Source organism: Pedobacter gandavensis, from assembly GCF_032678465.1.
GTDB lineage: Bacteria > Bacteroidota > Bacteroidia > Sphingobacteriales > Sphingobacteriaceae > Pedobacter > Pedobacter gandavensis_B.
Genome location: NZ_JAVTSK010000002.1, coordinates 586,810 through 612,652, shown reverse-complemented (window position 1 = coordinate 612,652; position 25,843 = coordinate 586,810). Strand labels below are relative to the sequence as shown.

21 protein-coding genes are annotated in these 25,843 nt (G+C 35.6%); 12 read left to right on the top strand and 9 right to left on the bottom strand.

Going from position 1 to position 25,843, the window contains the following annotated elements:
• Positions 1–98 precede the first annotated feature (98 nt).
• A complete protein-coding gene (locus R2Q94_RS05695; protein WP_316820480.1) occupies positions 99–1,319 on the top strand; it encodes a hypothetical protein in 1,221 nt (406 codons plus the stop codon).
• Positions 1,320–1,344: 25 nt separating this feature from the next.
• Complete coding sequence (locus R2Q94_RS05690; protein WP_316820479.1) at positions 1,345–2,058, top strand: DUF6843 domain-containing protein; 714 nt, start codon at positions 1,345–1,347, stop codon at positions 2,056–2,058.
• A gap of 171 nt (positions 2,059–2,229) precedes the next feature.
• Here the strand turns inward: R2Q94_RS05690 and R2Q94_RS05685 are convergent, their stop codons facing one another.
• From R2Q94_RS05685 to R2Q94_RS05675, 3 genes are all read right to left on the bottom strand, one after another.
• Positions 2,230–3,393 (bottom strand): NAD(P)/FAD-dependent oxidoreductase, encoded by a 1,164-nt coding sequence (locus R2Q94_RS05685; protein ID WP_316820478.1) that lies wholly within the window; start codon positions 3,391–3,393, stop codon positions 2,230–2,232.
• 24 nt (positions 3,394–3,417) lie between these two features.
• Positions 3,418–4,170 carry an AraC family transcriptional regulator gene (locus R2Q94_RS05680; RefSeq protein ID WP_316820477.1) on the bottom strand — a complete coding sequence of 251 codons (753 nt, stop codon included), beginning with the start codon at positions 4,168–4,170 and terminating at the stop codon, positions 3,418–3,420.
• Between the two features lie 191 nt (positions 4,171–4,361).
• A complete protein-coding gene (locus R2Q94_RS05675) occupies positions 4,362–5,279 on the bottom strand; it encodes a WD40 repeat domain-containing protein (RefSeq protein WP_316820476.1) in 918 nt (305 codons plus the stop codon).
• Between the two features lie 326 nt (positions 5,280–5,605).
• Between R2Q94_RS05675 and R2Q94_RS05670 the strand changes: the two genes are divergently transcribed.
• From R2Q94_RS05670 to R2Q94_RS05660, 3 genes are read left to right on the top strand one after another with little or no spacing between them, the layout of a single operon-like run.
• The gene (locus R2Q94_RS05670) at positions 5,606–7,762 is read left to right on the top strand and encodes an alpha-galactosidase (protein ID WP_316820475.1); all 2,157 of its coding nucleotides are present in this window, start codon (positions 5,606–5,608) and stop codon (positions 7,760–7,762) included.
• 54 nt (positions 7,763–7,816) lie between these two features.
• A complete protein-coding gene (locus R2Q94_RS05665) occupies positions 7,817–9,115 on the top strand; it encodes a PQQ-dependent sugar dehydrogenase (RefSeq protein WP_316820474.1) in 1,299 nt (432 codons plus the stop codon).
• A 5-nt stretch (positions 9,116–9,120) separates the two neighbouring features.
• Positions 9,121–9,555: a cytochrome c gene (locus tag R2Q94_RS05660; RefSeq protein WP_316820473.1), complete on the top strand. Its 435-nt coding sequence runs from the start codon at positions 9,121–9,123 to the stop codon at positions 9,553–9,555.
• A 58-nt stretch (positions 9,556–9,613) separates the two neighbouring features.
• On the opposite strand, the gene R2Q94_RS05655 is transcribed toward R2Q94_RS05660, so the two are convergent.
• Together R2Q94_RS05655 and R2Q94_RS05650 are read right to left on the bottom strand one after the other, a co-directional pair.
• Entirely contained in the window at positions 9,614–11,200 is a 1,587-nt protein-coding gene (locus tag R2Q94_RS05655) for a glycoside hydrolase family 28 protein (protein ID WP_316820472.1), read from the bottom strand.
• 4 nt (positions 11,201–11,204) lie between these two features.
• Positions 11,205–14,153 carry a glycosyl hydrolase family 28-related protein gene (locus tag R2Q94_RS05650; protein WP_316820471.1) on the bottom strand — a complete coding sequence of 983 codons (2,949 nt, stop codon included), beginning with the start codon at positions 14,151–14,153 and terminating at the stop codon, positions 11,205–11,207.
• Between the two features lie 453 nt (positions 14,154–14,606).
• Here R2Q94_RS05650 and R2Q94_RS05645 point away from each other — a divergent pair, with 453 nt between their 5' ends.
• Both R2Q94_RS05645 and R2Q94_RS05640 read left to right on the top strand, forming a co-directional pair.
• On the top strand, positions 14,607–15,248 hold the full coding sequence (locus R2Q94_RS05645) for a GntR family transcriptional regulator (RefSeq protein ID WP_316820470.1): 642 nt from the start codon (positions 14,607–14,609) through the stop codon (positions 15,246–15,248).
• A 51-nt stretch (positions 15,249–15,299) separates the two neighbouring features.
• Positions 15,300–16,388: an alpha/beta fold hydrolase gene (locus R2Q94_RS05640; protein ID WP_316820469.1), complete on the top strand. Its 1,089-nt coding sequence runs from the start codon at positions 15,300–15,302 to the stop codon at positions 16,386–16,388.
• Between the two features lie 135 nt (positions 16,389–16,523).
• On the opposite strand, the gene R2Q94_RS05635 is transcribed toward R2Q94_RS05640, so the two are convergent.
• On the bottom strand, positions 16,524–17,507 hold the full coding sequence (locus R2Q94_RS05635; RefSeq protein WP_316820468.1) for a hypothetical protein: 984 nt from the start codon (positions 17,505–17,507) through the stop codon (positions 16,524–16,526).
• A gap of 266 nt (positions 17,508–17,773) precedes the next feature.
• Here R2Q94_RS05635 and R2Q94_RS05630 point away from each other — a divergent pair, with 266 nt between their 5' ends.
• On the top strand, positions 17,774–19,162 hold the full coding sequence (locus tag R2Q94_RS05630; RefSeq protein WP_316820467.1) for a serine hydrolase domain-containing protein: 1,389 nt from the start codon (positions 17,774–17,776) through the stop codon (positions 19,160–19,162).
• On the opposite strand, the gene R2Q94_RS05625 is transcribed toward R2Q94_RS05630, so the two are convergent.
• The 3 genes from R2Q94_RS05625 to R2Q94_RS05615 form a co-directional block, all read right to left on the bottom strand.
• Entirely contained in the window at positions 19,149–19,736 is a 588-nt protein-coding gene (locus tag R2Q94_RS05625; protein ID WP_316820466.1) for a hypothetical protein, read from the bottom strand. The genes R2Q94_RS05630 and R2Q94_RS05625 overlap by 14 nt on opposite strands.
• A gap of 149 nt (positions 19,737–19,885) precedes the next feature.
• Positions 19,886–20,305: an inner membrane protein YiaA gene (gene yiaA / locus R2Q94_RS05620; RefSeq protein ID WP_316820465.1), complete on the bottom strand. Its 420-nt coding sequence runs from the start codon at positions 20,303–20,305 to the stop codon at positions 19,886–19,888.
• A 235-nt stretch (positions 20,306–20,540) separates the two neighbouring features.
• Complete coding sequence (locus R2Q94_RS05615; RefSeq protein ID WP_316820464.1) at positions 20,541–21,392, bottom strand: alpha-1,2-fucosyltransferase; 852 nt, start codon at positions 21,390–21,392, stop codon at positions 20,541–20,543.
• Between the two features lie 476 nt (positions 21,393–21,868).
• On the opposite strand from R2Q94_RS05615, the gene R2Q94_RS05610 reads away from it, so the two are divergent.
• From R2Q94_RS05610 to R2Q94_RS05595, 4 genes are all read left to right on the top strand, one after another.
• Positions 21,869–22,105, top strand: a complete 237-nt coding sequence (locus R2Q94_RS05610) for a hypothetical protein (RefSeq protein ID WP_316820463.1) — start codon at positions 21,869–21,871, stop codon at positions 22,103–22,105.
• Between the two features lie 426 nt (positions 22,106–22,531).
• Entirely contained in the window at positions 22,532–24,196 is a 1,665-nt protein-coding gene (locus R2Q94_RS05605) for a vitamin K epoxide reductase family protein (RefSeq protein ID WP_316820462.1), read from the top strand.
• Positions 24,197–24,320: 124 nt separating this feature from the next.
• A complete protein-coding gene (locus R2Q94_RS05600; protein ID WP_316820461.1) occupies positions 24,321–24,593 on the top strand; it encodes a hypothetical protein in 273 nt (90 codons plus the stop codon).
• A 166-nt stretch (positions 24,594–24,759) separates the two neighbouring features.
• Complete coding sequence (locus R2Q94_RS05595; protein ID WP_316820460.1) at positions 24,760–25,821, top strand: TlpA disulfide reductase family protein; 1,062 nt, start codon at positions 24,760–24,762, stop codon at positions 25,819–25,821.
• Positions 25,822–25,843: the final 22 nt, after the last annotated feature.

Genomic DNA, 25,843 nt, shown 5'->3' with positions numbered 1-25,843 from the left:
TAAAATCAATATTTTGGCTTTCTTTTATGTGCTTCATTACGCTAATTTACGGCATAGGTGTCGCCCAGATTTATGATCATTTTTTTTTTAATAATAAAATGACTGCAAGGATATTAATTATCAGTGTTGAATTATTGGTATTGATAACACCAATAATTTTGAAATTTTTCCCTTCAGTTACTTTGAAGAAATGTCTTGTTGGCGCAAATTATCCAATAAGTAGTCTGAAAATGGCATGTGTAGACTTTTTTGCTGTTTGCTTGACAACCACAACGTACTGGGTACTTTTTATTTTTGTATCCGTGTTAATTGGATTTAGCGATAAGTTATCATTTTTTGACAGTTCTCTTCTCGTATACTGTTGGTTTCTTGGATTGTTATTTGCAGAAAATTTGATAAACGCCCTTTCATGGGACAAGTATGTTTATTTAAGTGTGGTAACCACTTTCCTAATAATGTTACTTGTAATGCTGAGTTATTATGATAATATAATTTTTGTTAATAAGCAATTTGGCGTCTATATAATAGTAAATACGTTAATAATTGGGTTAACATGCATGTTCTTTATGCTTTATGAAAGAAAAATACCATTGGAAGGTAATTCCAATCAACAATCTTTAATAAGTAGTATAAATTCCTTTTTTAAGAAAAACTTAATACTTAAGATAATTTTTAACAATTCCAATATTAGAGTTGTTTTATTAATCGCATTTTTGATAAAAGTTATTTTTCTTCTCTTCTTTATCCTCATTTTAAAACAATATGAAATTGGGTATATCTTATTAAAAGCGCCTTTCTTTTTGCTATTAGTTTTGCCTATAATACCTTTCACTTATGTATATAATAACTTATGGGGTTATTTATTCCCTGTTGAACTGAATAACATCGTTAGTGGGAATACTTTTGAGGGCCATTTAAGAATATATCTAACCTTTTTAGTCCCAATTGTTCTAATCGATTTTACATGTGTACTTCTAGTTTTTATCTTATTTGGAATGCTTTCCTGGAAGCTTTTCCTCATCTATAGTGTATTTGCGATTTATAGTTCTGTAATGGGATTAATAAGCTCATTCCGCAAATATTCTTCTTCTGATGTGGCTTTAAATTTTTCAAATTTTAGAGTTAAAACATCTAAGGTTTATGCCTTTTTCAATATCATTCCTGGATTATTAATCGGTGTATATTATCAAAATAACAGCCTAATTTTCATTGTTTTAGTTGCTATGCTAATTGTATCAACCATACTTTATAAATATATAAAAGGTTCATTTGTTCATCACCTTATTATATTAAAACATAGTATGCTTTCTGCTAAATAACGCCCAATATAAATTAATTGATATTATGATTAATCAACTAAAAAATTACAATGCAATAAAGATGTTTTTAATTAATGCTAAAATGGACAAGGACAATAAAAACACGCTATTTATAGGAGGAGTAAGTTGCCAATTACTGGGTTTATTCTGCTTTTTAACCTTTTGGTTAATGGGCTTTGCTATTGCGTTTTTTATCATTGGAACAATTCTAATGCTTTTATCAAGAAAAAAATGGTATTTAAAATTACTGTCTCTATCTCCAATGCTTTTTGTATCTGGCATCATCATAAATGTGCTTTACTTTGAAAAATTTATCATCCCTAGTGATTTTAGTGGAGTAGTTTATATAATTACTGATCCAAAATTTGGAGAAAACAAAGAATATGATTTCTTCTTTAGGGTGTATAGGATCCCGAAATCAGGAGTTTTATTTACTAAGTTCCATCAAAATTCAGGGATTAATAAAAGAAGTTTTTATCAGGCAGACAAAGAAGGAAATTTAAAGGAACTAGGTATTTTAGACTATAGAAGCTATATTGAAAAATGGGTTGTTAATCCACCCAAAACTGAACCGTCCAGAGACAGTTTGGCTGTTTTTACACCAGAATCACAATATGATTTTGAATCCAGAAAGAACAACACAGTATTTACGGTGGGAAAATACAAAGACACAAAGGTTTGGAACTTTTTACCGAAAAAAAAGATTGATAGTTTAAGGTTAATTCAAAGTAGACACTAGTTATATTTATTACAACAATACAGATTCACCCATTGTTAGACTTTAAATGATTGAACAGGACCTTACCTAGGGCTTGCTTTTGTTCTTTGCATTGATTTATTTCGCGTATTTACTCATTTTACTTTAATTATGAACCACTTCTCACTCTCCAATTGTATTATAGGTGGCTCACTAGTAGATACTATCGGGCACACTATTAAAAAATGAAACCATTTGTTCCAATGCTGTTTCGGAGAACATTCTTTCTGTATTTTCCATGGTTTCTTGCGTGGCTGCTGCTCCCCTTGCCACCATATCTTTTTCAAAATGGGCAATGGCAGTTTTAATGTCTCTAAACTTACCGCTAGTCAAAACTTCTGCCAATTCAAACGAATCTTGCATTGCTACATTAGCACCTTCACCAGCAAATGGTGGCATACGGTGCGCCGAATCGCCTATCATGGTAAGGTTTTCCTGTGTTTCCCATATTTGGTTGAAGGGAAAATAATATTGTGGACGGGGCGTAAAGTATACCTCGTCGTTCGTAAGGAATTCGTGCCATTCTGCACTCCAGCCGGCAAACTCTTTTTTGAAGAAGGCCAATACCTGCGCTTTATCTTTGAAATCAATACCGCTTTCCCGAAGCCAGTTTTCAGGACATTTGAAACAGGCAACAAACATAATGGAACCGTCGCCCTTTGAGCCATATCCAATAAATTGTTCATTGTCGAATGCCATTACCTTGCCGCCATTTGCAAATTCAAAAAGCTTTGGGGAATTTTTTTCAGCCTCATAGATATTTCCTTCAATTAACGTGACTCCCGAATAGATTGGCTTCAGATCGCTGATGTAGGGACGGATTTTGGAATTAGCACCGTCGGCTGCAATCACCAGATCAGCATAGGCAGATGTTCCATTTTTGAAATGCAGTTGCCAACCATTGCCACGCTTTTCCATTCCAACAAAATGGCTGTCCCAAACCACCGTTTCTGAGAATAGAGAGTTCAGCAACATATCTCGCAATGGAGCCCTGTCGATTTCTGGGCGCGTTTCTGCAGTGACGTCCGCAAAATTATGGTCATCAAATTTTATGTTGAGCGAGCTATCTACCAAAAGCATCTTGCTTGCCGCAGGACGATGATTTTTATAAAACTCACCTAGCAGTCCCGCCCGTTGTATAGCTTCAAGGCCTGTGCCTTCGTGAAGATCCAGGGTAGAACCTTGCACACGCACATTTCTGTTAAGATCCCTTTCATAAACTTTAACATTAGCATCTTTCATCTGTAGCAGCCTAGCCAAAGTTAAGCCAGCTGGTCCAGCACCAACAATGGCGATTTTCTTATCTTGTAGTAGCATAATTTCATATATTATGCAGCAAAATTACTCCTTATCGTTAACTAAAAATTGTAAAAAACGGTGGTTTTCATTTTTAAATAACTCTTTGGGTGATGCGCCAGCTAGTTTTTTAATCTCCTTGATGAAGTGGGACTGGTCGTAATAGTTGAGTTGTGGAAACAATTTGCCCTCTTTGATGTGGGAAAGTGAAGCCTGGAAGCGTAGGATACTGCAATAGGTCTTTAATGAAATTCCGAAACGCTGATTGAAGTATTCATTGATCTGCCTTGCTTTCCAAAATATCTTTTCCGAAAGTTCCTTTACGGAAATTTCACCATTGCTTTCAAAAATAAGCTCGAACAACCTGCGTTTTCTTCCATCAATTTTTTTAGGCAAAAGAGATTGGATTTTTCTTATCCCCTTCTCACAAAATGAATCAAAGTCGTTTAGATCATCAGCATTAAAATCCCAGAAATCAATTGGCATTATTTTTCCGCTATCCAAAATATCTGCAACGGACTCATGCAGAAGATATTCTACAGCAAGAGGATTGAAATTGATGGAAAAAAAAGTGGAAATATCTTGCTTGGGTGTCAGCTTAGGCTTCGTTTCCAGTCCCAAAAGAGAAATTTGAAATTGGTTATCCGAGGTTTTGTAAAAGGTCAGGTCAATTCTTCCGTTAGGGATAATCACACCGTCGCTAATGTCATTAAGGTTCTGTATGGACGAAAAGCAATAGACAAAATCGGAAATCGACCTGTCTGGTTTGGTTAATTTATGTAGAAGCACATCCTTCATTAATTATATTTTAGAAGATGTTTTGATTTATGCCGATCACGTGTGATGGTAACTATCGTTCGGGATTTATTTTAATGCTAGGTTTTTATCTGCAAACATTGTAAAGCTACGTAAATAGCTCAACAGTCAATTAAATACTTGCAACCAATTTTTCATATTTCTTTCAAAATTGATTGTTCAACAAATGAGAATCATTTAAGCTCAGGTAATCTATAAAAGTTTATACTATTATTTTTAGATGATACTATCGCGAACTTCTGATCCACTGAAAAAGTTGCACTGGTATATTCAACTGTATTAATTTCAGCAAAAGTTCTCACCAGACGTCCATTTAACCGCCACAATTTTGCTGTACCATCCTCACTTCCTGTAAGGATATATTTACCATTTTTAGAAAATTGTGCCTGATTTATTTCATCGTTATGGGCTTTAAAAGATTTAAGTAATTGACCTTTTATACTCCATAAAGCCACCCGCTTATCAAAACTGGCCGTCAATATCTGCTGTCCGTCTGGTGAAAAGCTTGCTGAAGTAACACCGCTAGAATGGTATTTTAAGGTCTTTAACTTCTTCCCTTTTAGATCCCAAATAGAAACCGAGTTATCGCAACTGGCAAGCACGATTTTTTTGTCATCAGGCGAAAAGCTTGCCTGATATATCGTACAAGCATGTCCTTTAAAAGTTTTAATAAGTTTCCCATCCGAAGTCCATAGCTTGGCGGTATTGTCTCCTCCTCCACTCAATATGTACCTTCCATTATTTGAATAGGTCACAGTTTTTACATAAATTTCATCGGCTTTAACTACTTTAATTCTATCCCCATTAATACTCCATATCACAAAAGTTTCATCGCTTCCTGCAGTAATAAATCTTTTGTTATCTGGTGAAAATGCCACATCATTCACACTTCTAAGGTGCCCCGTCATTTGTTTAACGATCTCGCCTTTTTCGTTCCACAATATGGCTGTGTCATCAGCACTACCAGAAAGCAACCATTTTCCATCTGATGATTGTGCTATACCATAAATGGCTTCTTTAAGACCCTTGTAAGTTTTTTCGGGTAAGGGAGTTTGTGAAAATGTAAAAAGCCTTGAGAAGACTAAAAACATAATTAAAATAGATTTTATCATAACAGCGAAAATACTATGATCTCTTTCAGACTGGATAATTTGGATTGTAAATAAGAATGTAAACTTTGTAAATAAAACCTTTACACCCCTACAGGGGATTCTTAGCCCCCTTTTGACAATGGATATAGGTAAATCAGCCTACTCACCGAATCCTTCATAGTTATTATTGAAAAAACTAGCCTTTAAAGCTCCTGGAACAAACCATGGGCTTTTCAATTTCAACTTGCCAATATAATTGACTAACTGGATAATAAAGGCTATTCAAATACTCCTATGATTTCCTTAATTCATATCACAAAAAAAACATGAATTTAAAAATCATTTTCTTTATCATTTCTCTGTTTTGCAGCACTTGTTTATGGGCACAAAACAACCAGGTAATTATTATCGAAACCCAAAACACCAGCTTGGTTTTTAGTGGGGAAACTAATGGAAAACTATATCAGCGCTACCTTGGAAAATCATTACCAAAAGCCAATTATGCCAAACTAAGAAACATAAACGATGCCTATATTGGAGCTGGAATGGAAGACGTTTTTGAGCCAGCAATTCGTGTGGTTCATGCAGATGGAAATCCATCCTTAGACTTAAGGTTTACCAAGGTAGAAACTAAAAAAATTAACGGTGACATTACTCAAACTGATATTTATTTAAAAGACCCTGTTTATCAAACCGAGGTCATACTACACTTTAAGGCCGCCTTTAACGCGAATGTTTTAACAAGTTCTACCGAGATCATCAATAAAGAAAAGAACAGCATTACGGTAAATAACTATGCCTCATCAATGCTACATTTTGATGCGACTAATTATTTCCTTACTCAATTTCATGGTGATTACGCCCGGGAAATGGACATGCAGGAAAGTCAATTAACCAGTGGTATCAAAATCATTGATAGCAAATTAGGGAGCAGAACAAATATGTACCAGGCACCGGTATTTTTTCTGTCTCCAAATCAATCTTCAACAGAGAATGATGGTGAAGTAATTGCCGGGACAATAGCCTGGACAGGCAATTTTCAATTCTTATTTGAGGTTGACAGACTTAACAAATTAAGAATCATTTCTGGAATTAACCCTTATGCTTCTACACTTACAATGAAAGCAGGAGAACATTTTACTACGCCAGAATTTGTTTTTACTTATAGTGCAACTGGTAAAGGTCAGGCCAGTAGAAATTTACACAACTGGGCAAGAGCATACGGGGTCTTGGATGGCAATAAATCGAGGATGATCTTACTGAACAACTGGGAAGCCACACATGTGAAGTTTGACCAAGAGAAATTGGTAGAATTATTTGATGGATCAAAAAAACTTGGTCTTGATTTATTCTTGTTAGACGATGGCTGGTTTGGCAATAAATACCCGAGAAATGATGATAAAACTGGTCTGGGCGATTGGCAGGAAGACCCTAAGAAATTACCAGATGGAATTGGTTATTTGGTAAAAGAGGCTACAAAAAAAGGGATCAAGTTTGGTATTTGGTTAGAACCAGAAATGATAAATCCTAAAAGTGAACTATATGAAAAACACCCTGAATGGGTTTTAAAGCTACCAAATAGAGCAGAAAGTTACCAACGTAACCAGTTGATTTTAGATTTAATAAATCCGAAAGTTCAAGCGTTTATATTTGACCTGGTAGATAAGATGATGACTGACAATCCTGACCTCGCCTATATTAAATGGGACAATAACAGGTTCATGACAAATCCTTACTCTCCATATTTAGGAAAAGATCAATCTCGTATGTTTATTGATTACACCGAGAGTTTTTATAAAATCATGCAAAGGATAAGGGCTAAATATCCTCATTTGCCGATCATGCTTTGTTCTGGAGGAGGTGGTAGAACAGATTATGGCGCACTTAAATATTTTGATTCCTTTTGGCCAAGTGACAACACCGATGCCGCAGAAAGGGTATTTATTCAATGGGGTTATTCTCAATTTTTCCCGGCTAACACCATTTCCAGCCATGTAACTTCTATGGGCAAACAAACGCTAAAATTTAGAACTGATGTTGCCATGATGAGCAAGTTGGGTTATGATATTAGTGTTGATAAAATGACTCCTGAAGAAATTGACTTTAGCAAGGCTGCAGTGGCCAACTACGGCAGGCTAAATAAAGTAATCTGGTTTGGAGATCTTTATCGTCTGGTTTCTCCTTATGATGAGGATAGAGCTGTGTTAATGTATGCCGATTCTGCAAAAAACAAAGCTGTTTTATTTAGTTACAATTTGTATTTGAGAAAAAAACAAATCTTTGGGAATGTAAAAATACAAGGCCTGGATGCCAGTAAAGAGTACATGATTAAAGAAATTAATCTGGTACCCGGTGTTAAGGCCGAGAGCCCGGAAGATGGCAAGGTTTATAGTGGCAGTTACTTAATGAACATTGGTTTAAATGTCTCCCCTGCTAAATTAAAACCTTTAAGTAGTATTGTTTTAGAAATCACCAGTATTTAGCCATGAAGAAGGACATGGTTAGAAAATAAACTTTAAAAGTAATTCAACAACAAAATGAAAAAAACAACCATTATACCACTTTTTACTGCCTGCCTTGTAGTTGTAAGCATTTCATTCTCCTTTATGTACAGACAGGAGCATGATGTTACTCCATTTAAACCCGATACCGATAACGCTGGACTAAAGTTGCCAGTTGGTTTTGGAGCCAGTAAAGTTGCAGACAATTTGGGTAAAGCACGCCATATAGTGACTACCAAGGATGGTAGCATATATATTAAACTCATGAAAGTGGTAGATGGAAAAGGTATTTTGTTTCTTCAGGATAAGGATAAAGATGGAAAATATGAAGTTCAGACTGCTTTTTGCAATTACGGTGGAACCGGTATTACCATTAAGAATGGCTATTTATATGCCTCATCCGATAAAGAAGTATTTCGTTATCAATTAGATGAAAACGAACACGTCATTGATCCTGCAAACCCAGAGAAAATAATTACTGGATTATTAGCTGGCAGGCAACATCAAACCAAATCTATTGTATTAGATAATGAGGATAACCTCTATGTAAACATTGGTGCCCCTACTAACTCTTGTCAGGAAAATGATAGAGGATTGGAGTCTAAAGGCAAAGTTGGTTGTCCAATTTTAGATTCGGCCGGCGGAATATGGCAATTTAAGGCCAATCAGCTAAATCAATCTTATCCCGACGGCTCAAGATATGCTACAGGAATTAGAAATGTAATGGGCTTGGATTGGAATACACAAAACAATACACTTTATGTGATGCAACATGGCCGGGACAATTTAAACTCTTCATGGCCCAGTCTATTTAACACCAAACAATCTGCAGAGATTCCGGCTGAAGCGATGTATATGATTAAAAAAGGAGATAATGCAGGTTGGCCGTATGTTTATTATGATACTTACCAGAATAAAAATATCCTTGCCCCAGAATATGGCGGGGATGGAAAAAAAGTAGGCAGTAAAGAATTTATCAATCCTATAGTGGCATTTCCGGCACATATGGCACCAAATGCCTTGTTATTTTATACAGGCAATATGTTTCCTGAAAAATATAAGCATGGTGCATTCGTTGCTTTTCATGGCTCATGGAATAGAGCACCAGAAAAACAGGCTGGTTATTTTGTTGCTTTTGTTCCATTTAAAGACGGAAAACCAGCTGGCGAATGGGAAGTATTTGCTGATGGTTTCTCTGGTTTAAATGAGGTAATGGTGCCAAGAGAGGCCTTACATAGACCTTGTGGTTTAGCCCAGGGACCAGATGGCTCATTATATGTTACAGATGATGTTAAGGGAACTGTTTATAGAATTGGATATCATATTAATAAATAGATTAAATGAAGAAAATAATAGGTGCAACCATTTTAATAATTGGATTTTTATCAAATTCAAATGCACAAATCAAAAAAAAGACGCTAGTAGCTAAAACCTCTACCAACCAATTGGCAACAGGAAAGATATTGTATGCCAAACATTGTGTAGCCTGTCATCAGGCTGATGGTGGCGGTGTAATGGGTTTAAACCCACCATTGATTAAAACCGATTATGTTTTAGGCGACAAAAAAAGATTGATCAATATCATATTGAAAGGTCTGGATCAAGAAATTGAAATAGATGGCGAAACTTACGCAAATCCTATGCCTGGACTAAGTCACCTAAGCGATCAGGAAGTAGCAGATGTGTTAAGTTATATCCGTAACAATTTCGGGAATAAAGCCAGTTTAATTAGTCCTGCTGAAGTTAAAGTGATTAGGGCTACGAAGACAAAATAAATTTCGGAAATCACTAAAAAGGGTAGAAAACGTTAAATTTTCTACCCTTTTTTTTATCTTAAAGTGTCTTAGAACCACGCATCTGGGATGATACAAACACTAATTGCTTTTTAATTGAAGGAGCATTATTCTTGTCAACATTAATACCTTTACTATTGATACCTTCAACACTTACTAAAGCTTTTGCCTCTCCCTTTACAGCGATAGCATTAACATGAGCTCCAATTACATTTTCCAGGCGGATAATGGCCTCAGTGCCTTTTGTTTCTGGCAAATTCCAATTGCTAATGGTAATATCTTTAGCATCTTCACAAACTAAAGCAGGGCGTACATCATTACTGCCTAGGTTAAATTTCACATTCATCAATTTAAGGCCTTTAACATGACGAGCCCAAACTCCATAAGCGGGTATTTTTGGACCAAAGGTTTTAATTTCTGGATATTGATCGATTGCTTCAGGAACTACCGCAGCTGCGTCTGCTACCTTACCTCCGCCAGCAAGGATAATTTCTATATTTTCTAAGGTTAAATTGGCAATATCATGGCCGGGAACACCTGTAATTAGCACCCCAGATGCAGGGGTTAATTGTGCGGTATCAGCGGCTTTAGCTTTCACATTTCTAATCACTACATTTTCAAACTTTCCTGTGGCTTGTTTGGTTTCGGTATCCTTACGAAAAACACTTAGTCTTGAACCTAACCTAAACAACATAGGCGTACGTACTTCATCCATTGTTATATCTGAAATCAGTATATTTCTGAGGTAAGCACCATCAACGGTTAACAATTTAATACCTCCGTTTTTGGTATCATAAATATGGCAATTGCTAATCTTAATGTTTTCAAAGGCTGCCATAGATTCTGTACCCATTTTTATACCGGCCTGATTACTTTTTAACCTTAAACCAGACACTTCAATATCTTTACAAGCCATTTTACTTGAGGTAGTTTTAAATACCAATGCATCATCTCCACTTACCACATCACAATCTTTAATGCGTACTTGTTGACATCCGTCAATTCCTATCCCATCATTATGGGCAACGCCTATGCTTTGAATTTTTACATTTTCAATTACAATCTGTTTACTTTGAAAATAATGTGAGGTCCAGGCACCTGCATATTTTAAGGTCACTCCTTTTACAGTGACACCTGTACACCTAACAATTCTTACTAAAAATGGTCTTAATCCCCATCTTTGACCTTCCGGGCGAGTATCTGTCAATATGTGTTTTGCTTTTATTGCAGAACCTTGTCCGTCTATGGTCCCCTCACCGTCAATACCTATATTTTTTGCATCAACAGCAACCAGTAAGGCCCAGCCCACATCTATCCCTAAACCTTCAGTAAATGGATCAAAATTTTGATAATCTTTTAAATCTGTACTACCCAATAAGACTGCATCTTTCTGTAAATGGAGGATAACGTTATCTTTCATGGCTATGGTACCTGATAAAAATTTACCCGCAGGGATGATTACCCTACCACCTCCATTTTTATGACAAGCGTCTATAGCTTTTTGGATAGCTTGCGAATTTAGCGTAATCCCATCACCAATTGCCCCATATTTAGTGATGTCAAAATCTAATGCCTTTGCATGGCTCAGGATGAATAGGAAAAATAGTAATACACTTAATTTTTTCATACAATTAATTGAGTTTTAACAATGCTTTAGGGTTTTTACCCTGCACATCATCATCGTAAAATATTTTATCTATTTTAACTTGAGATGCATTTTTTAAACCAATCACCCTGGGGTTATCCATCGGTTTTACCATTTTCAATTCCGAAAGCGCTGCACCAATTACATCATCTAAAAACATCACATATCGATTGTCCCTTTTTTCGTAATTAAATGAGCTCTTTTTAACTGTTAAGCCCATTACATGCCTGGCCCATAAACCATAAGAAGGCTGCACTTTTAAATTAGAAACATTGTACTGCCCGACACCCAATTCTGGAGATATTTGTAACGTATCAGCAATAACATTTCCACCTTTTACCAAAATGTTTACATCTGTAAAGGATACATTTCTGACATAACCCGTGTGTTTTCCATTAGGGAGTTTAAAATCTAGTCCGCCTACAACTTCTGAACTATCAGGCAGCTTATAACCCGCTATGATCGGGCTAGCTTTACGTTGTTTACCATCATAAGGCTTCCAACGGATATTTGCATCGCCATAAGAACTTCCACCATAAACCTCTGCGATATCAACTCCGTTAATTATAATATTTTCTACCAGGCCAATGTTCACATTCTTAACCAGCAGTTCATCATGTTTTACGCCATGATCAGTAAAGGCATATTTACCTACTTCGGCACCTAAAATCCGTCCTCGGTTAGAGATAGAGATAAAAAATGGTGTTGTAGCACGAAACATTTTAGACCTGGAATGTAGAGATCCGGTGTGTCCACAATTTAGATGGATATTTTTAATGTGTGCGCCATCATTGGTCGAGATAGAGAAACCTGCTTTATTTGCGCCCAGAACATAAATATTGTCGACACAGATATCCATGATATCATCGGCAGTTTCTGACCCAATCTGAAATAGATTACAATTGGTATCGCCTATTATATTGCGCACTTTATAATTATGTGCAGGTCTTGTAAAACCCAATGAACAATCTGAACCTGGTTTAACAATATCATCAGAACTGACCTTACAATAAATATTGGTAACAGTAACTTCATTGCAGGCCATAAAATCGTAAATATCACGAACATTGGAACTGCTATTTTTTCCAAAATAGGTATTGTGAACATTTATTGAATCAGAACCAGTTGCCAACAAGACAAAATGCCCTGCCCGATCAATATTCAGCATGTTCTCTACGTTAAAATCCTTTGTACCATCCTTAGCGATATAACAAGGTTCATCTTTAATTGGATCGTACCATAGGTCCTTAGCTTTAGCCAGACCTCCTATTTCTATATTGGTGCAAAGTTTTAATGTAAACATTTTATCGGCTCTATTATCGGCCGGATTGTTCATTACCTTGTCGCCATTTACTAAATTGCCATCACCTGTAATTCTACCATTTCCAATAATTTTAATATTATCCAGACGTTCGCCAAAGAACATAGTGTTTCTAAAAAAATGGTGGCCTACATCTTGTTTAGTCAGGTAATTTTCTGGATCGGCATAAGGACCAATGTCAGTTGGTGATAAGCCTGAGCGATATTTTTTATCACTAAACCAGGTAGTTTCAGGTGCATCAGCCCCTTTTATAGCTTTTATGGTAGCTTCCTTATCTATAAACAAGTAAACATTGCTTAACAAATGAACCGTTTTAACTAAATATGTTCCTTTACTAAACCACAACGTGCCTCCCCCAATCCTATTCACATATGCAATTGCCTCATTAATTTTCTGAGTATCATCTAACTGATCATCGGCATTGACACCAAACTTTTTAACAGCTAATTTTCCGGTATAAAATTGAGCCTGATTGGAAAATCCTTTGTGCTCGCCATCTTTTACCAATAACCTAAAACTATAGAGTAGATTAGGTTTTAGGTTAACCACTTTTGCCCTTCCCTTTTTAGCATCTATTACTGCAGCAATAGTAGACCAGGTTTGGCCTTCATTTATAGATGATTGTAATTGTATGTTTTTAGTATCTCTGATTAAGGGCCATTTAAAGCTTGTTGAAGTATATGTTTGTGGAGATTCCTGATAGGCTAAGCTACGATTAAGCACGCGTTCAAAACCTGCAATGGTTTTAGTTACTTTTAAAACCGCTGTTTCATTTCCTGTTCCAGCGCTACTTAAAACACCTGGCTGAGCGGTTGTATATATAGCTTTAAAAGTAAGGTTCCCAGTATTTTTCAGCCTCACTCCATGTATTTTGATGATTAAGTCGGCTCCGTTTGCAGGTCTAAAATCTAAATGTTTAAGAGTGATCAGCGCTGTGCCAGCTGAAGATTTAGATAGAACTACCTCTCCAACCTTTGTATATGGATAACCTGAGCCTACCCTACCAATTGACTGACTTGACAATTCGCTTAGCTTTACAAAACCTCTGCCGATCACGTTAATACTTGTGTTTTCTAATGCAGGCTCAATTCCTTTCGGAAAATACAATTGAACAGTTGCGTCCGGACTTCTCAATCCCGCTGTGTAGGTAATGGTGATGGTATTGGTGGTCTGTTGAGTAATATGAGATTGCGTTAAGCTCAACTTTCCAGCCAGAGCCCCTGCTCTTAGTAAAATGGTATACTTTTTTGTGGTGATTCCATCTTGTGCCCTAACCAGTAATACATCTCCTTCTTGCACAAGACCAGCACTTTTAACCGATCCATCCTTAGATAAAACCTGATAATGCTGCCTTGAACCATCCGCCGATTTAATTTCACCGATCAGTTCAGGAACTGTTGCCCGTGTATCAACCAAACCTTTATCTTCTGGCGTATCTACCGTAAAGCGATAGGTGGTTCCAGTAACCAACACAATCTGACTGGTGTTGATTTGAGCAATGTGCATATTCTTAATGCCATAATCAATAGTGGTATTTGAACTTAGCGGAATAGCAAAAGTGTTATTGGTAAATACATGTGCAAAGAAGAGAATAGCTACTATCAGTTTATTCATCTAAAAAATTCTTAATGTGTTAAAAATAACGTTTCATCTGCTACAGAAATCAGCATTTTAGTAAATCAAATTAACATCTGGCTTTTGCATGAAATGTTAGCTTAATAGGATTCAAATGTCATTTATTCGAATGTTTTTATTAGGGAATTAGATGGCTATTTCTTTTACACGGCAGGAAAACTTTCAGCAATTCTGGAGTGGAATTTTATAAGCCTTATTCTTTGAAAGTCTTAATCTTTAGATAGAAAAAATGGTGCTCCTGAAAATTCAAATGACGCTTCATCGTGTGAAAAATAATAAAATAATGTTTTCTGAAGTTCGTCTTATTCTGTCCATTAGGCAATTTATAGCCAGTATATGATTTATCGATAACTGTAGCGAATTAAAACAACAACGGAGACGAACATATCATTTAAAATGATTACGTTTGCATATTGTATACAATATTCAGAAATGATATCGCAAGAATCACTAAAAAGTCAAATCATAAAGGCACTGTGGCAATTGATAATTGAAGGCAAAATCATACCAAATGAACCTTTGCGTGAAATACAATTGACAGAATTGCTGAATATTAGTCGCACACCACTTAGAGAGGCACTTCAGCAATTAGAATGGGAAGGAATTGTCGTATCTGAACCTAGGAAAGGATATCGATTGGCACAATTTTCAGAAGATGATATTCTTGAAATTTATCCATTGAGAGCAAAATTAGAATCTTTTGCCCTGGAGTTATCGGGCATTCCAGATAAAAGAGTTTTGGATGAACTCCATAAAATTAATTTAAAAATTCTCAAGTCAAAATCACCCAAAGACCTGGTTGAATTAGATGAGCGTTGGCATGTTCTGTTAATCTCTAATTGTCCAAATCAGAGGTTACTAAAAGCTATAAAAACTTTACATCGCCAATCGCAACGTTATGAGTATGCTTATATGTCTATGGTCAAAATGGTGGAGAAATCCAGCAATCAACATGAAAACATACTTATTCATTTACAAAATGGACAACTCCAAATCGCAACAGAATTACTTGCTGAAAATAACCTGGTAAGCATTGATGCGCTTGTCAATTGGTTAAAATCTTACCATAAATAAATCAACTATTTCCTAATAAAAACCATAAAACCTAAACTACAGCAAATTAAAATGAAAAAAAACCTTTTACTTTCCCTATTACTCTCTTTTGTATTTTCAATTTTTTGTAAAGCAGAAGATCAAACTAAAAATGGGCAGATAGACACCGAGTTCTTTATACCTATTGAAAAATCAAATCTCTATACCAGAGTTGTTGGTAATCCTGATAAACCTATTATTATCACATTGCACGGTGGACCAGGTGCTTTTAATGTAGACCACGAATTTTTTAGAAGTGTTTTTGAAAAAGATTATCTGATGGTCTATTTTGATCAAAGAGGCTGTGGCAAATCTGATGAATGGAAAGATAAAACTATGCTGACAACAGCACAATTTGTAAGAGATTTGGACCATGTAGTAGATTATATCAAAAATAAATATCCAAACAAAAAAATAAACCTTATAGGTTCTTCATGGGGTGGCATGTACGGTTTCTTGTATTTGATCAAACATCAGGAAAAAATCAATTCTTTTATCAGCAATTCGGGTACTGCAAATATCCAGCATAATACACTTGCTTTAATCAAACACGAAAAACAATTGGCAAATGAGCTCCTCAAAAAAACCACTGACTCCACCAAAACAGCCAGATACATTCAAATTCTAAAAAAGTTAGACACTATAGAAAATAGTGGATTTAAAGAAACTTTCTTTGCTGATATGAATTCGATCAGGTATATATTTCCAAAAGAATTAGGATTTAATGTTTATTGGGCTCAACCTAAAAAGAAAGCAAGAGTTGATTCGCTATTTAATGACCCGGAATTCTATACCAGAAATAAGTATACGCCAGAGCTTTGGGAGAAATCGATGGCAAAATTTGAGTATGTCAATGAAACATTTCATGGTCAGGAAGCCTACAATAACCTTAATATCTTAAATGAAATTGCGGTCATTAAAACTCCAATCTTAGTTATTCAGGGAGAATTCGACTATGCAATTGGTTTGGAATCTGGCAAAATGATTTATAAAGCATTGAAAAATGTTCCAAAAAAAGATAAAGATCTGGTTTATATTAAAAATGCCTCTCATAACGTACCAGCTGAAGCACCAGAAGAATTATATGCGTCATTAACAACATTTTTCAAGAAACATAATTAAATAGATGGATGGTTTTTAAACATTGATTTAAGACCTGGACTCTCCCCGCAGCGGGATCACAGAAGCCTCTCAGAAATGTGAGGCTTCTCTGTTTAAAATGCGCTGAGAACTGCTTTTAAATGCCAACAATTCGAATTAGAGGTCGTCCTGAGCTTCCAACTCTAGAGATAAGGCGGTTAGATCCTGTTTTATCATTTTAACATAAGACTCAATCTGATCATACATTTTAGCACGATTATAGAGATCATCAGTACCATAGATACCCTTATCCTGAAAGTACTGTGATGTAAACTGATTCATCTCTTCTTTTTGGCCAACCGCCACTTGATTAAAACCCTTCCAGCTTTCTATAATTTTCTCTCTTAATGAAAGTTCATTTGGTTGAGCTGGATTCTTATAGGTAATGAAATACCATACTGAAGGTGGAAAGATAGCAGAGTCTTCCCCATACCAGATATCTTTTAGAACATTACGCGGATGTTGCAGTTCCGTTACCTTACTATTCTTTAAAATAAGCACCCCCAAAATCGCTTCAGTAATACCGGTAGCTATACCAACATAATCTCCGGCATGGCCGGTGTTATCATTCGATGACAAAAGCCCAGAGGCTACACCACCGATAGCCCCGATTCCAATAGCAGCTACAGTCAGACGGGTTTCCCTTTGCTTTTCCTTCCCCTTTACAAAATCTGCCACCTGCGTAATTCGTTCCTCCTCGCAATCGAGCTCAGCAGCAAAGGAAGAAATTTCCAATGAAGCAAGATTAATCTTTTCTGAGAGTTTTATAGTGGTTTCGATTTTTCTCAACCGGTTTTCTATAGTCGGTGATCGTTTAAAATCTTCCTTAGCCTTTACATTCCGTTGTAATAGATCCAAAAAACCAAAAGCATTGGCAATATTCAAACTTGCAAAACCAAAATGATTGATAAGTGCGGTATCAATATTCAACTCATTAATAGGACGAGGCTTAACTGACCTGGCATTAAATGCCCTTTGCTGGTGACAACTGATCAAGCCTGCGTACTCGCTTATTTGCACTTTTTTACCTAATGAACAGGAACTACAGAGGAATGCGACAACAGTAATTAAAGACAGCAGATTTCTAGCAGATTTTATCATTTCCGGACATTTAACATCACCAATAAAGATAAGCAATAGGTTTTTAAGACAAAAAAACTAAAACTTCAACACTATCATCCAATCAGTTACAGCTTATGTAACTATTTTTTAAATTACAATCTAAGTAAATAAAGGTGGGTATAAAAAAAATTGAACAGGTTGCAAGTCGCTTAATCTGAGGATAATGGTATGAAAAAATTATTACTTTTTTTGTTGTTTTTATTTATCAGACGTCAGTTACCCAGATACAACTGGACATTGTAGCTATGATTGAAAAAATATTTGAACGCTACATGATAAATAGTCCGGGTTGTCAACTTGCTATTAGCCGGAATCATCAGATTGTCTTTTCCAGAGCCAGGGGCATTGCCGATTTAGAGCATAAAGTGCCTTTAACGACAGCTTCAATTATTGAAGCTGGTTCTGTCTCCAAACAATTTACTGCTGCTATTCTATTATTGCAACAGGCAGATCGCCTCTCCTTAAATGATGATGTTCGGAAATACATTCCAGAACTCCCAGACTATGGAACGGTGATTACACTTCAGCACCTCATGCATCACACCAGCGGCATCAAGGACTGGGGAAGTATTATGGCATTTTCGGATTGGCCCAGAGGAACTAAGATATACAGTAACCATGATGTTCTAAACATCCTCGTCCGTCAACAAAACCTGAACAATAAACCGGGAGATGAATATTTGTATAGCAATTCTAATTACGTTCTTCTTTCGATCATTGTAGAGCGCATTACTGGTAAAAATCTGGAAGGGTTTACGCGTTCCACTATTTTTGAACCTGCAGGCATGAAGCACACTCAATGGCGATCGGACTTGAAAAGGATAGTGCCTGATCGTGCCATTGCATATGGGAAAAGTAATGGTACTTATTTTACTGATATGCCCTTCGAAATTGTATATGGTAATGGAGGATTACTAACCACAGCTGAGGATCTATTGCGTTGGAATAACACTGCCGCTTATCGTTCTACACTGGAATATTATCCGGACTTAAAATTATCAATTGCCTGGCTATCCAACACCTCCGAATTTGATGGAGGAAAAGAGGGACTGATGGAGTTACGCATTCTTTTGCTGAGAGATCAACCTCCTGTAAATGAAGATGTAAAAATTGACACCATCCATGTTGCAGCCAAAATATTGAAGAGGTATGCCGGTTGGTACAAGGATCCATTAACAAAAACCGGAATCGGCATTATAGCAGTAAACGATAAGCTACTGATTACCAATGGAAAAATATTAACACCTATCGCAATAAATCAATTTATGCTGAGGTCGTCCCGAATAAAATTTAAAACAGACCAGAAGAGTGCAATTTATATAGAAGACGAAAATGGGGTAATTTATGAGCATGTGGCAGCTGCAGATAATAGGCCATCTATTTTGAAAGACTATGTTGGCGAATATTATTCTGATGAAGTTGAAGCGAAGTTGTCAATTTCTATAGACAATGATAAACTCACTATTCATCGAAATAACAATACCAGGTTCACCTTAAATGCTACTTATAACGACGGTTTTGATATTGAAAATTCTTCGATTAGGCTTGTATTTGAACAAGATAAAAGGTATAAGATAAAGTTGTTAAAGTTTACATCGGCAAAGGTGAGAAACATCACTTTCAAAAAACTATAGCAGTTTTTTCTCTTATGATATCGAATCCTAATAGGCCGGTCACAACTGTCAACCTCACAGATTTGTAATTCCCCAATTCAAAGCCACAAGGAAATATGAGCTCTTTTTCTTTACCCTTAAACCTTACCAAAGCATACGGACTTGCACAACTGGATTTCCTCTTGCCCTTGGCCAGCGTTCCTGTTTTCATAATTTCAACCTGGTATACTTTTTCGCTTCCAATGGGGAAATGATAATTCAAAGCCATAAAAATATAACATATGATCCCTCCAAAAGTCACAATATTATATACCACCTTCGGGAATATACCTGCGGAATCGAAATTTTCTCTTAAAAGAGTTAATGTCAACGGCGTAAATAAAAAACCAGTAGAAATCCAGATTGCTGTTGGTATCGACCATACTATGAAGGTATTCCGATAAATATTAATCTCCAAAACAGTCAGAAAACCTCCTAAAAAAAACAAAAAAGTCAAGATAGCAGATATGGTATATTTTCGTTTTTTAAGCTTACTGTTCCCGACAGCTTCTAAAGGACTCTTTAGCCGACCAGGTTGTTTATTATGATTGCGCATTTGATACTTTTAATCAGGATACCCTATTGTTAAAAATTGGATAAGCCACCAAATAATCTGAGGCTTATCCAACTCCTATCGTTCTACTTATCGCAAGGAGAGTTAAATATAATCCCGTTGCTCCAGAAGAACCGTAACTCTGGTTTTTATTAGAAATTACTAGATTCTTTTGTTGCACCAGGTTCAGCTGCAATACTGTCTCTGGTATTCTTCTGGACAGCAATAGAGGCAAACGTTGTCAATAGGAAGGCCATCGCATAAAACCCTTTTTCACTTAAAGAGAGCGTAGCATTCCATAGCCCTATAGCCAACAAAGCAATCGAAAGAATCGTACAGAACCAGGCAATTCCATAATAAATATTGGTCACTGGAATTCCTTCTAAGCGGTCACGAACACATTTTTGTACCGAAATTGCAGCAAACACTCCGAAAATAAGGATGGTAAAATAATATCCCTTTTCGTTCAATTGCATTGTTGTATTGAAAAGACCGATGTTATAGGCAGCAAAACCTGCCATTAAAGCTACCCAAGACGCTCCTATAAATGCACTTGATGGTTTTTGATTCATTAATTTTTGAGATAGATATTGGTCGACAAAGATTTGGTTATTTAAGACAAGTATAATTAATTATCTGTAAAACTGAGAAGATTCACATTAATAAATCCACCTTATTGCTGTCTATCTGGAATACAGCAGATAATTACTAACGAAATAATTGGGAATGAGGATGTGTAACCCTGGATTGTTCCGCAATGGTTTTTCTGAGCCAGGTATTCAGTTCATTTCTTTTTACACCAAATTTTTAAATCTTCATCCAATCTTTTGGGATTAAATCTTTTGCATTCAATCCATCCGCAACAAACCACTTTTTTGGCGCAATAACAATTTTATTTTGGTATTTAGACAACCACGCCCCCCACCAAGAAAAGGTACTGTTAGATATTATAAAATGTTTGCAACAGGTCATTAATTGTAAATAAAACTCAAATTTTTCGTCATAATACCTCTCATCAACAAAATGCAAGTTTGAATAACCAATTAAATGACTTCTACACCACGAAATATCGTCTGAAAAAACGTAGAACACAGGATTTTCCACTCTTTTTTCAAGAACCTTCATCGCTTTAAACAAATATTTTTCGTCTACTACTCCATGATAATCTAAATTTTGCAAATAATCTCCTCTCCTAACGTTAATCATTACGGCATTAGATTTTGCAATCTCCTTACTGAGCTCAAGCCATTTACCGCTTAATTTCCGTTTAAATTCAAAGTCTTTCTTAATTACATCTTTGATCGTATCAAAGTATTTGTAGGATTGCCAGTATCCCCTGAGCAAAAATAAATAATCCTGATTTTTTGTTACTTCATTAAAGCCATCAAGAATATTAAATGCCTGTTTATCAAAATGAAACTGACGCTCTTTTAATCGAAAACTATGTTGAACATGATCTTTTATCAAAACTCTTCCCTCTCCAATTACCACTTCTCGAAGCTTGAACATTTCTAAATCAAAATTTCGGTTTGAATGACCATATGTATAATGATGTATGTCCAGAAAAAGCGGGATTTTATATTTTATAGATAAATAACGTCCGAAAGCATATTGAAACATCTGGTTTCCAAGCCCTCCTACATGTTGAATTACTATCATAGTATTTATAAAAAGTCAAGCATACAATGTAATTAAATTACTTAATTAAACAATAAATAATTTACATAAAAAAATGAACCATAGCTAATATTACTTAAAAGTATTAACAAAATATACTCCCTACTTCTTTCTGCTTAAGAGCTCAGCTCCTAAATAATTATAATTCAAACAAATACACAATAAAGTCAAAGTAACATCAATGATACCAAGGGAGTTGATAGATGCATTTTTTTAGCATCGAAGAAATATATTTTTACTAAAACAGAATATTAACACAATAAAATAACTTTTATTATCAAACACCATATTTTCCAAAGTTCAATATAATTGACTTCAAATACTTTATTTAAGACAAAAATTGCGTTTTAGTATGGATAGATTATAAGTCACTCCGTGCAAAATACATGCAAATCTTTAAGAGCTAACCTATAATGTCATGGTGAAATTGACATCAATAATTAACTAAACCCAATATTATGAAAAAGATCAGTTTGAAAAACTTAAACCTGAAAGAGGTAGAACAGTTATCCCGTGAGCAATTAAAAGATGTTCTTGGAGGATGGACAGGCTCAACAACAACCGGCCCAACACAAAGTGGTACAACTGCTGAATATTGCAATTGTTTAAGTCACGATGACTGTCCAAGCAATATGCTTTGCATAGTCCAACCATGCCAGGGCTCTCAGGGGGGTGGCCGATGTGAGGTTTATTAATTTGGCCATACAACCTAAAAATGAGGCCGCTTTATTTTTAAGCGGTCTCTGATCATTTTATTCTAACACCTTAGGTATCGGCTTATTTAATTTCCCTAAACTAGAACAAAAAAAGCAATATTAAATTTAAACTACTATAATACTATGCAAAACCATATAAAACTCTCCCAGCAATACCAAATACATAATATTTTCTATTAAAAAAATATAGCATCTATTTTATTCACTTGTCAATTAGGCACAACTAACACTAAATAATCTTATTAATTAAAAAAGTATCTTCTAATTAATTCAGTATAAAACCGAACAATAGAGTAACATAAATAATACATGATTAAACTAATAGTGCATTATTTCAGCATTGAAGTCTGATATATTTACCTGAATCGATTATTAATTAACAGAATAAAACAGCCCTATTCCCTCATGAAATCAAGTAATCAAAAATCCATTTTACTTAATGCCTTCCTCTCCATTATAAAAAAGAACCAAACTGACAATCTAGTTTCCACTGCGAAATTTATTACCGACCATTTTCAGATCAAAACAACAAAAACGTCTTTATTGAGCCATATTGAACATCACATTGATTACCCTTCGCTTTTAACAATTAAAGATACTTTATTGGAATTCGGCATAGAGAGCGCTGCAATCAAAAAAGGAAACTATTCATATGCTGATTTCGACACTCCTTTTGTTTGTGCCATACAACAAGAAGACTGGGGCCAGGCTAGCTTTACAGTGGTTATTGAAGCTAATAATGAAGAAATACAATATTTAGATCCCTTAACCAATAGTGTTACTACTATTCCGACTCATGAATTCGAAAACTTAGATAAGGAAATTATGCTTTTATTGGATGGTGATCAAAAGAAGGATGAACCCTCCTATAATGAAAATAAGAAAAAAGAATCCATTAAAGATTTCATCAAACAAATTCCTTTCTACTTTATCCTGTTTTCTTTTCTACTTACTGGATTTCAACTATATACTAGTTCGGAGAATTACACCTGGACAAACCTAGTTTTCTTATCTACAAGTTTTATTGGATTTGGTATATCCTTACTTCTTTTACTACATGACATCGATTCACATAATCCTTTTATAAAACAAGTTTGTGGGGGTGTCGGCAAAAGCACAAACTGTGAGGCAGTTTTAGATTCCGCAGGCGCAACCTTTATGGGCATCAATTGGTCTATTTGGGGATTTAGTTATTTTTCTACTTTTTTCCTTGGACAGATTTTATTTACCAATATACCAGCCTACAACAGCGTATGGACAAGCCTTTCCTTATTAGCAACGCCATACATTATTTATTCTATTTATTACCAATGGAAAATAGTAAAGCGATGGTGTCCCTTATGTTTGGCCATTCAATGTATCCTATTACTAAATGCAACGAACTCCCTCGTTCTCTTGTATTCAACTTCATTTACATTACAACTTAATTGGTATCCCATTTTCAACACATCTGTATTAGGTCTCTTCTTTTTATTACTCGCTTATTATATCATTCCAATCATCAAGCAAGCTAGAAACAGCCAGCAATATGAAAAACGTTGGAAGAAATTACGATTTCACCCCGATGTCTTCCAGACTGTTCTCAGAAAGGGTAAAAAATTAACTTCCATTCCAAGTCTAGGTGTCATAATAGGAAATCCAAATGCAAAACATGAAATCATAAAGGTCTGTAATCCATATTGTCGCCCCTGTTCGAATGCACATCCAATTCTAGAGGACCTTATCAAGAATAACTCAGATATTAAAATTCGTATAATTTTTAAGGGGTATGCCTCTGAGGATGACAAAACAGTAATTCCAGCGCAACATTTCTTGGCAATCCAGGAGCAACACGGCGCCGAAGTTGTTCACAGGGCACTGGACGACTGGTATTTAAATGACGAAAAAGATTACGACTTATTTTCAAGTAAGTATCCAATGAATGGAGAAGTAGCCAAACAAAAACATCACACTACTTTGATGAATGAATGGTGCGCTGAGTTTAAAATCCGCGCTACTCCGACTCTTTTTATTAATGGGTATGAATACCCAAATGATTACCAAATTAAGGAACTAAAAAATTTCTTCTAAAAAACTACGTAGTTAGCCCGGATGGATTGCAAGCCTATCCGCGCAAAACAGCAAGCTCTCTGTAAGGAGCTCACCTATGATGTTCAGGTGAAATGAACATCAAAAAATAACCAAACCCAATATTATGAAAAAGATTAGTTTAAAAAACCTAAACCTGAAAGAAGTAGAACAATTATCTCGCGAGCAATTAAAAGATGTGCTTGGAGGTTGGACCGGCTCAACAACAACTGGTCCTACACAAGGCGGAACAACTTCTCCAGCCTGCAATTGCAACTCGAAATCTGATTGTGCAGAGAATAAAGAAAAACCACAAGGGTGTATGACCGCAACATGTACTGCTGGCACCTATTCTGGTGGAATTTGTGGATGGGATGGTACTGCCGGAACAACAGATTAATCACTAAACTCCAGAGATCATTATATAATTTAATAATGGTCTCTGGATAATTCTCTATCATTAAATTTCACAAAAAAGAATTTTAGTTTATTCAACTATGATAAAAAAAAGAATATTCCTACTATTAATGGTCGCAGTCTTTTTTCTATTTTCGAAAACACAGACCATGGCACAGTCAGAGCGGAGATTTACTATCAAAGGAGTGATAGATACTATTCCACATGCCTCCTATTTTATTTATTATAGCAGCAAGGGTCTAAAAAAAGAAGACTCCATCACCTTGAATGCTTCGAGTGAATTTGAATATACTGGAAAAATCACAGAGCCTACAATCCTTCACCTAACCATTAAAAACACCATTAATTCCCGAACCACAGGTAACACCTATGTTTACAGTTTTTGGATTGAACCAGAAAAAATCATAATATTTACCGGAAAGACAGGATGGCTTACTAAAGGATTGTACGGATTGGCAGCCAATCCAAAAAAATTCCAACTTACAAACTCCAGTATTGAGACCATAGAGAATAATTATAATAAAACCTACAAAGAAATATTCAATAAATGGAATAGAAACACAAAAAAGTCAATCAATCCTAACCAATGGACACAGATCTCAGATAGCATCAAGGTAGACTTTATCAATAAACACCCCAAAAACTACTACTCATTATACCTGATAAACAACGATCTAAAACAAAACAACCCCAATTATCTCGCTGCTGAACTATTATTAAATAAGCTTTCAAAGAAAGTAAAAAACACTTATTTAGGCCGAGAAACAGAGGATCGGATTAGAATTCACAGGACAACCACACCAGGAATGATATTGCCTGATTTTAAACAGAGAGACACACTTTCAAAACCTGTAAAATTATCCAGCTTGAGGGGTAAATACGTATTGGTAGATTTTTGGGCGAGCTGGTGTGCACCTTGCAGAAAAGAAAACCCCTATTTGGTAGAAGCATATAAGAAATATTCATCAAAAGGATTTGAAATTCTGGGGGTTTCAGTTGATCAATATAAAAAAAATTGGATGAAGGCTATCCATCAGGATCAACTACCCTGGATACACGTTTCCGACCTAAAGGGGTTTGATAATGAAGTGGCTAAAAGTCTTTTTATACATGCAGTTCCAGATAATTTTCTATTAGATCCAAATGGAGTCATTATTGCAAGAAAACTGAGTGGCAAAGAACTTTTACAGAAACTGAATAATCTCTTATAGTCTTCACAGACATTATGAATAA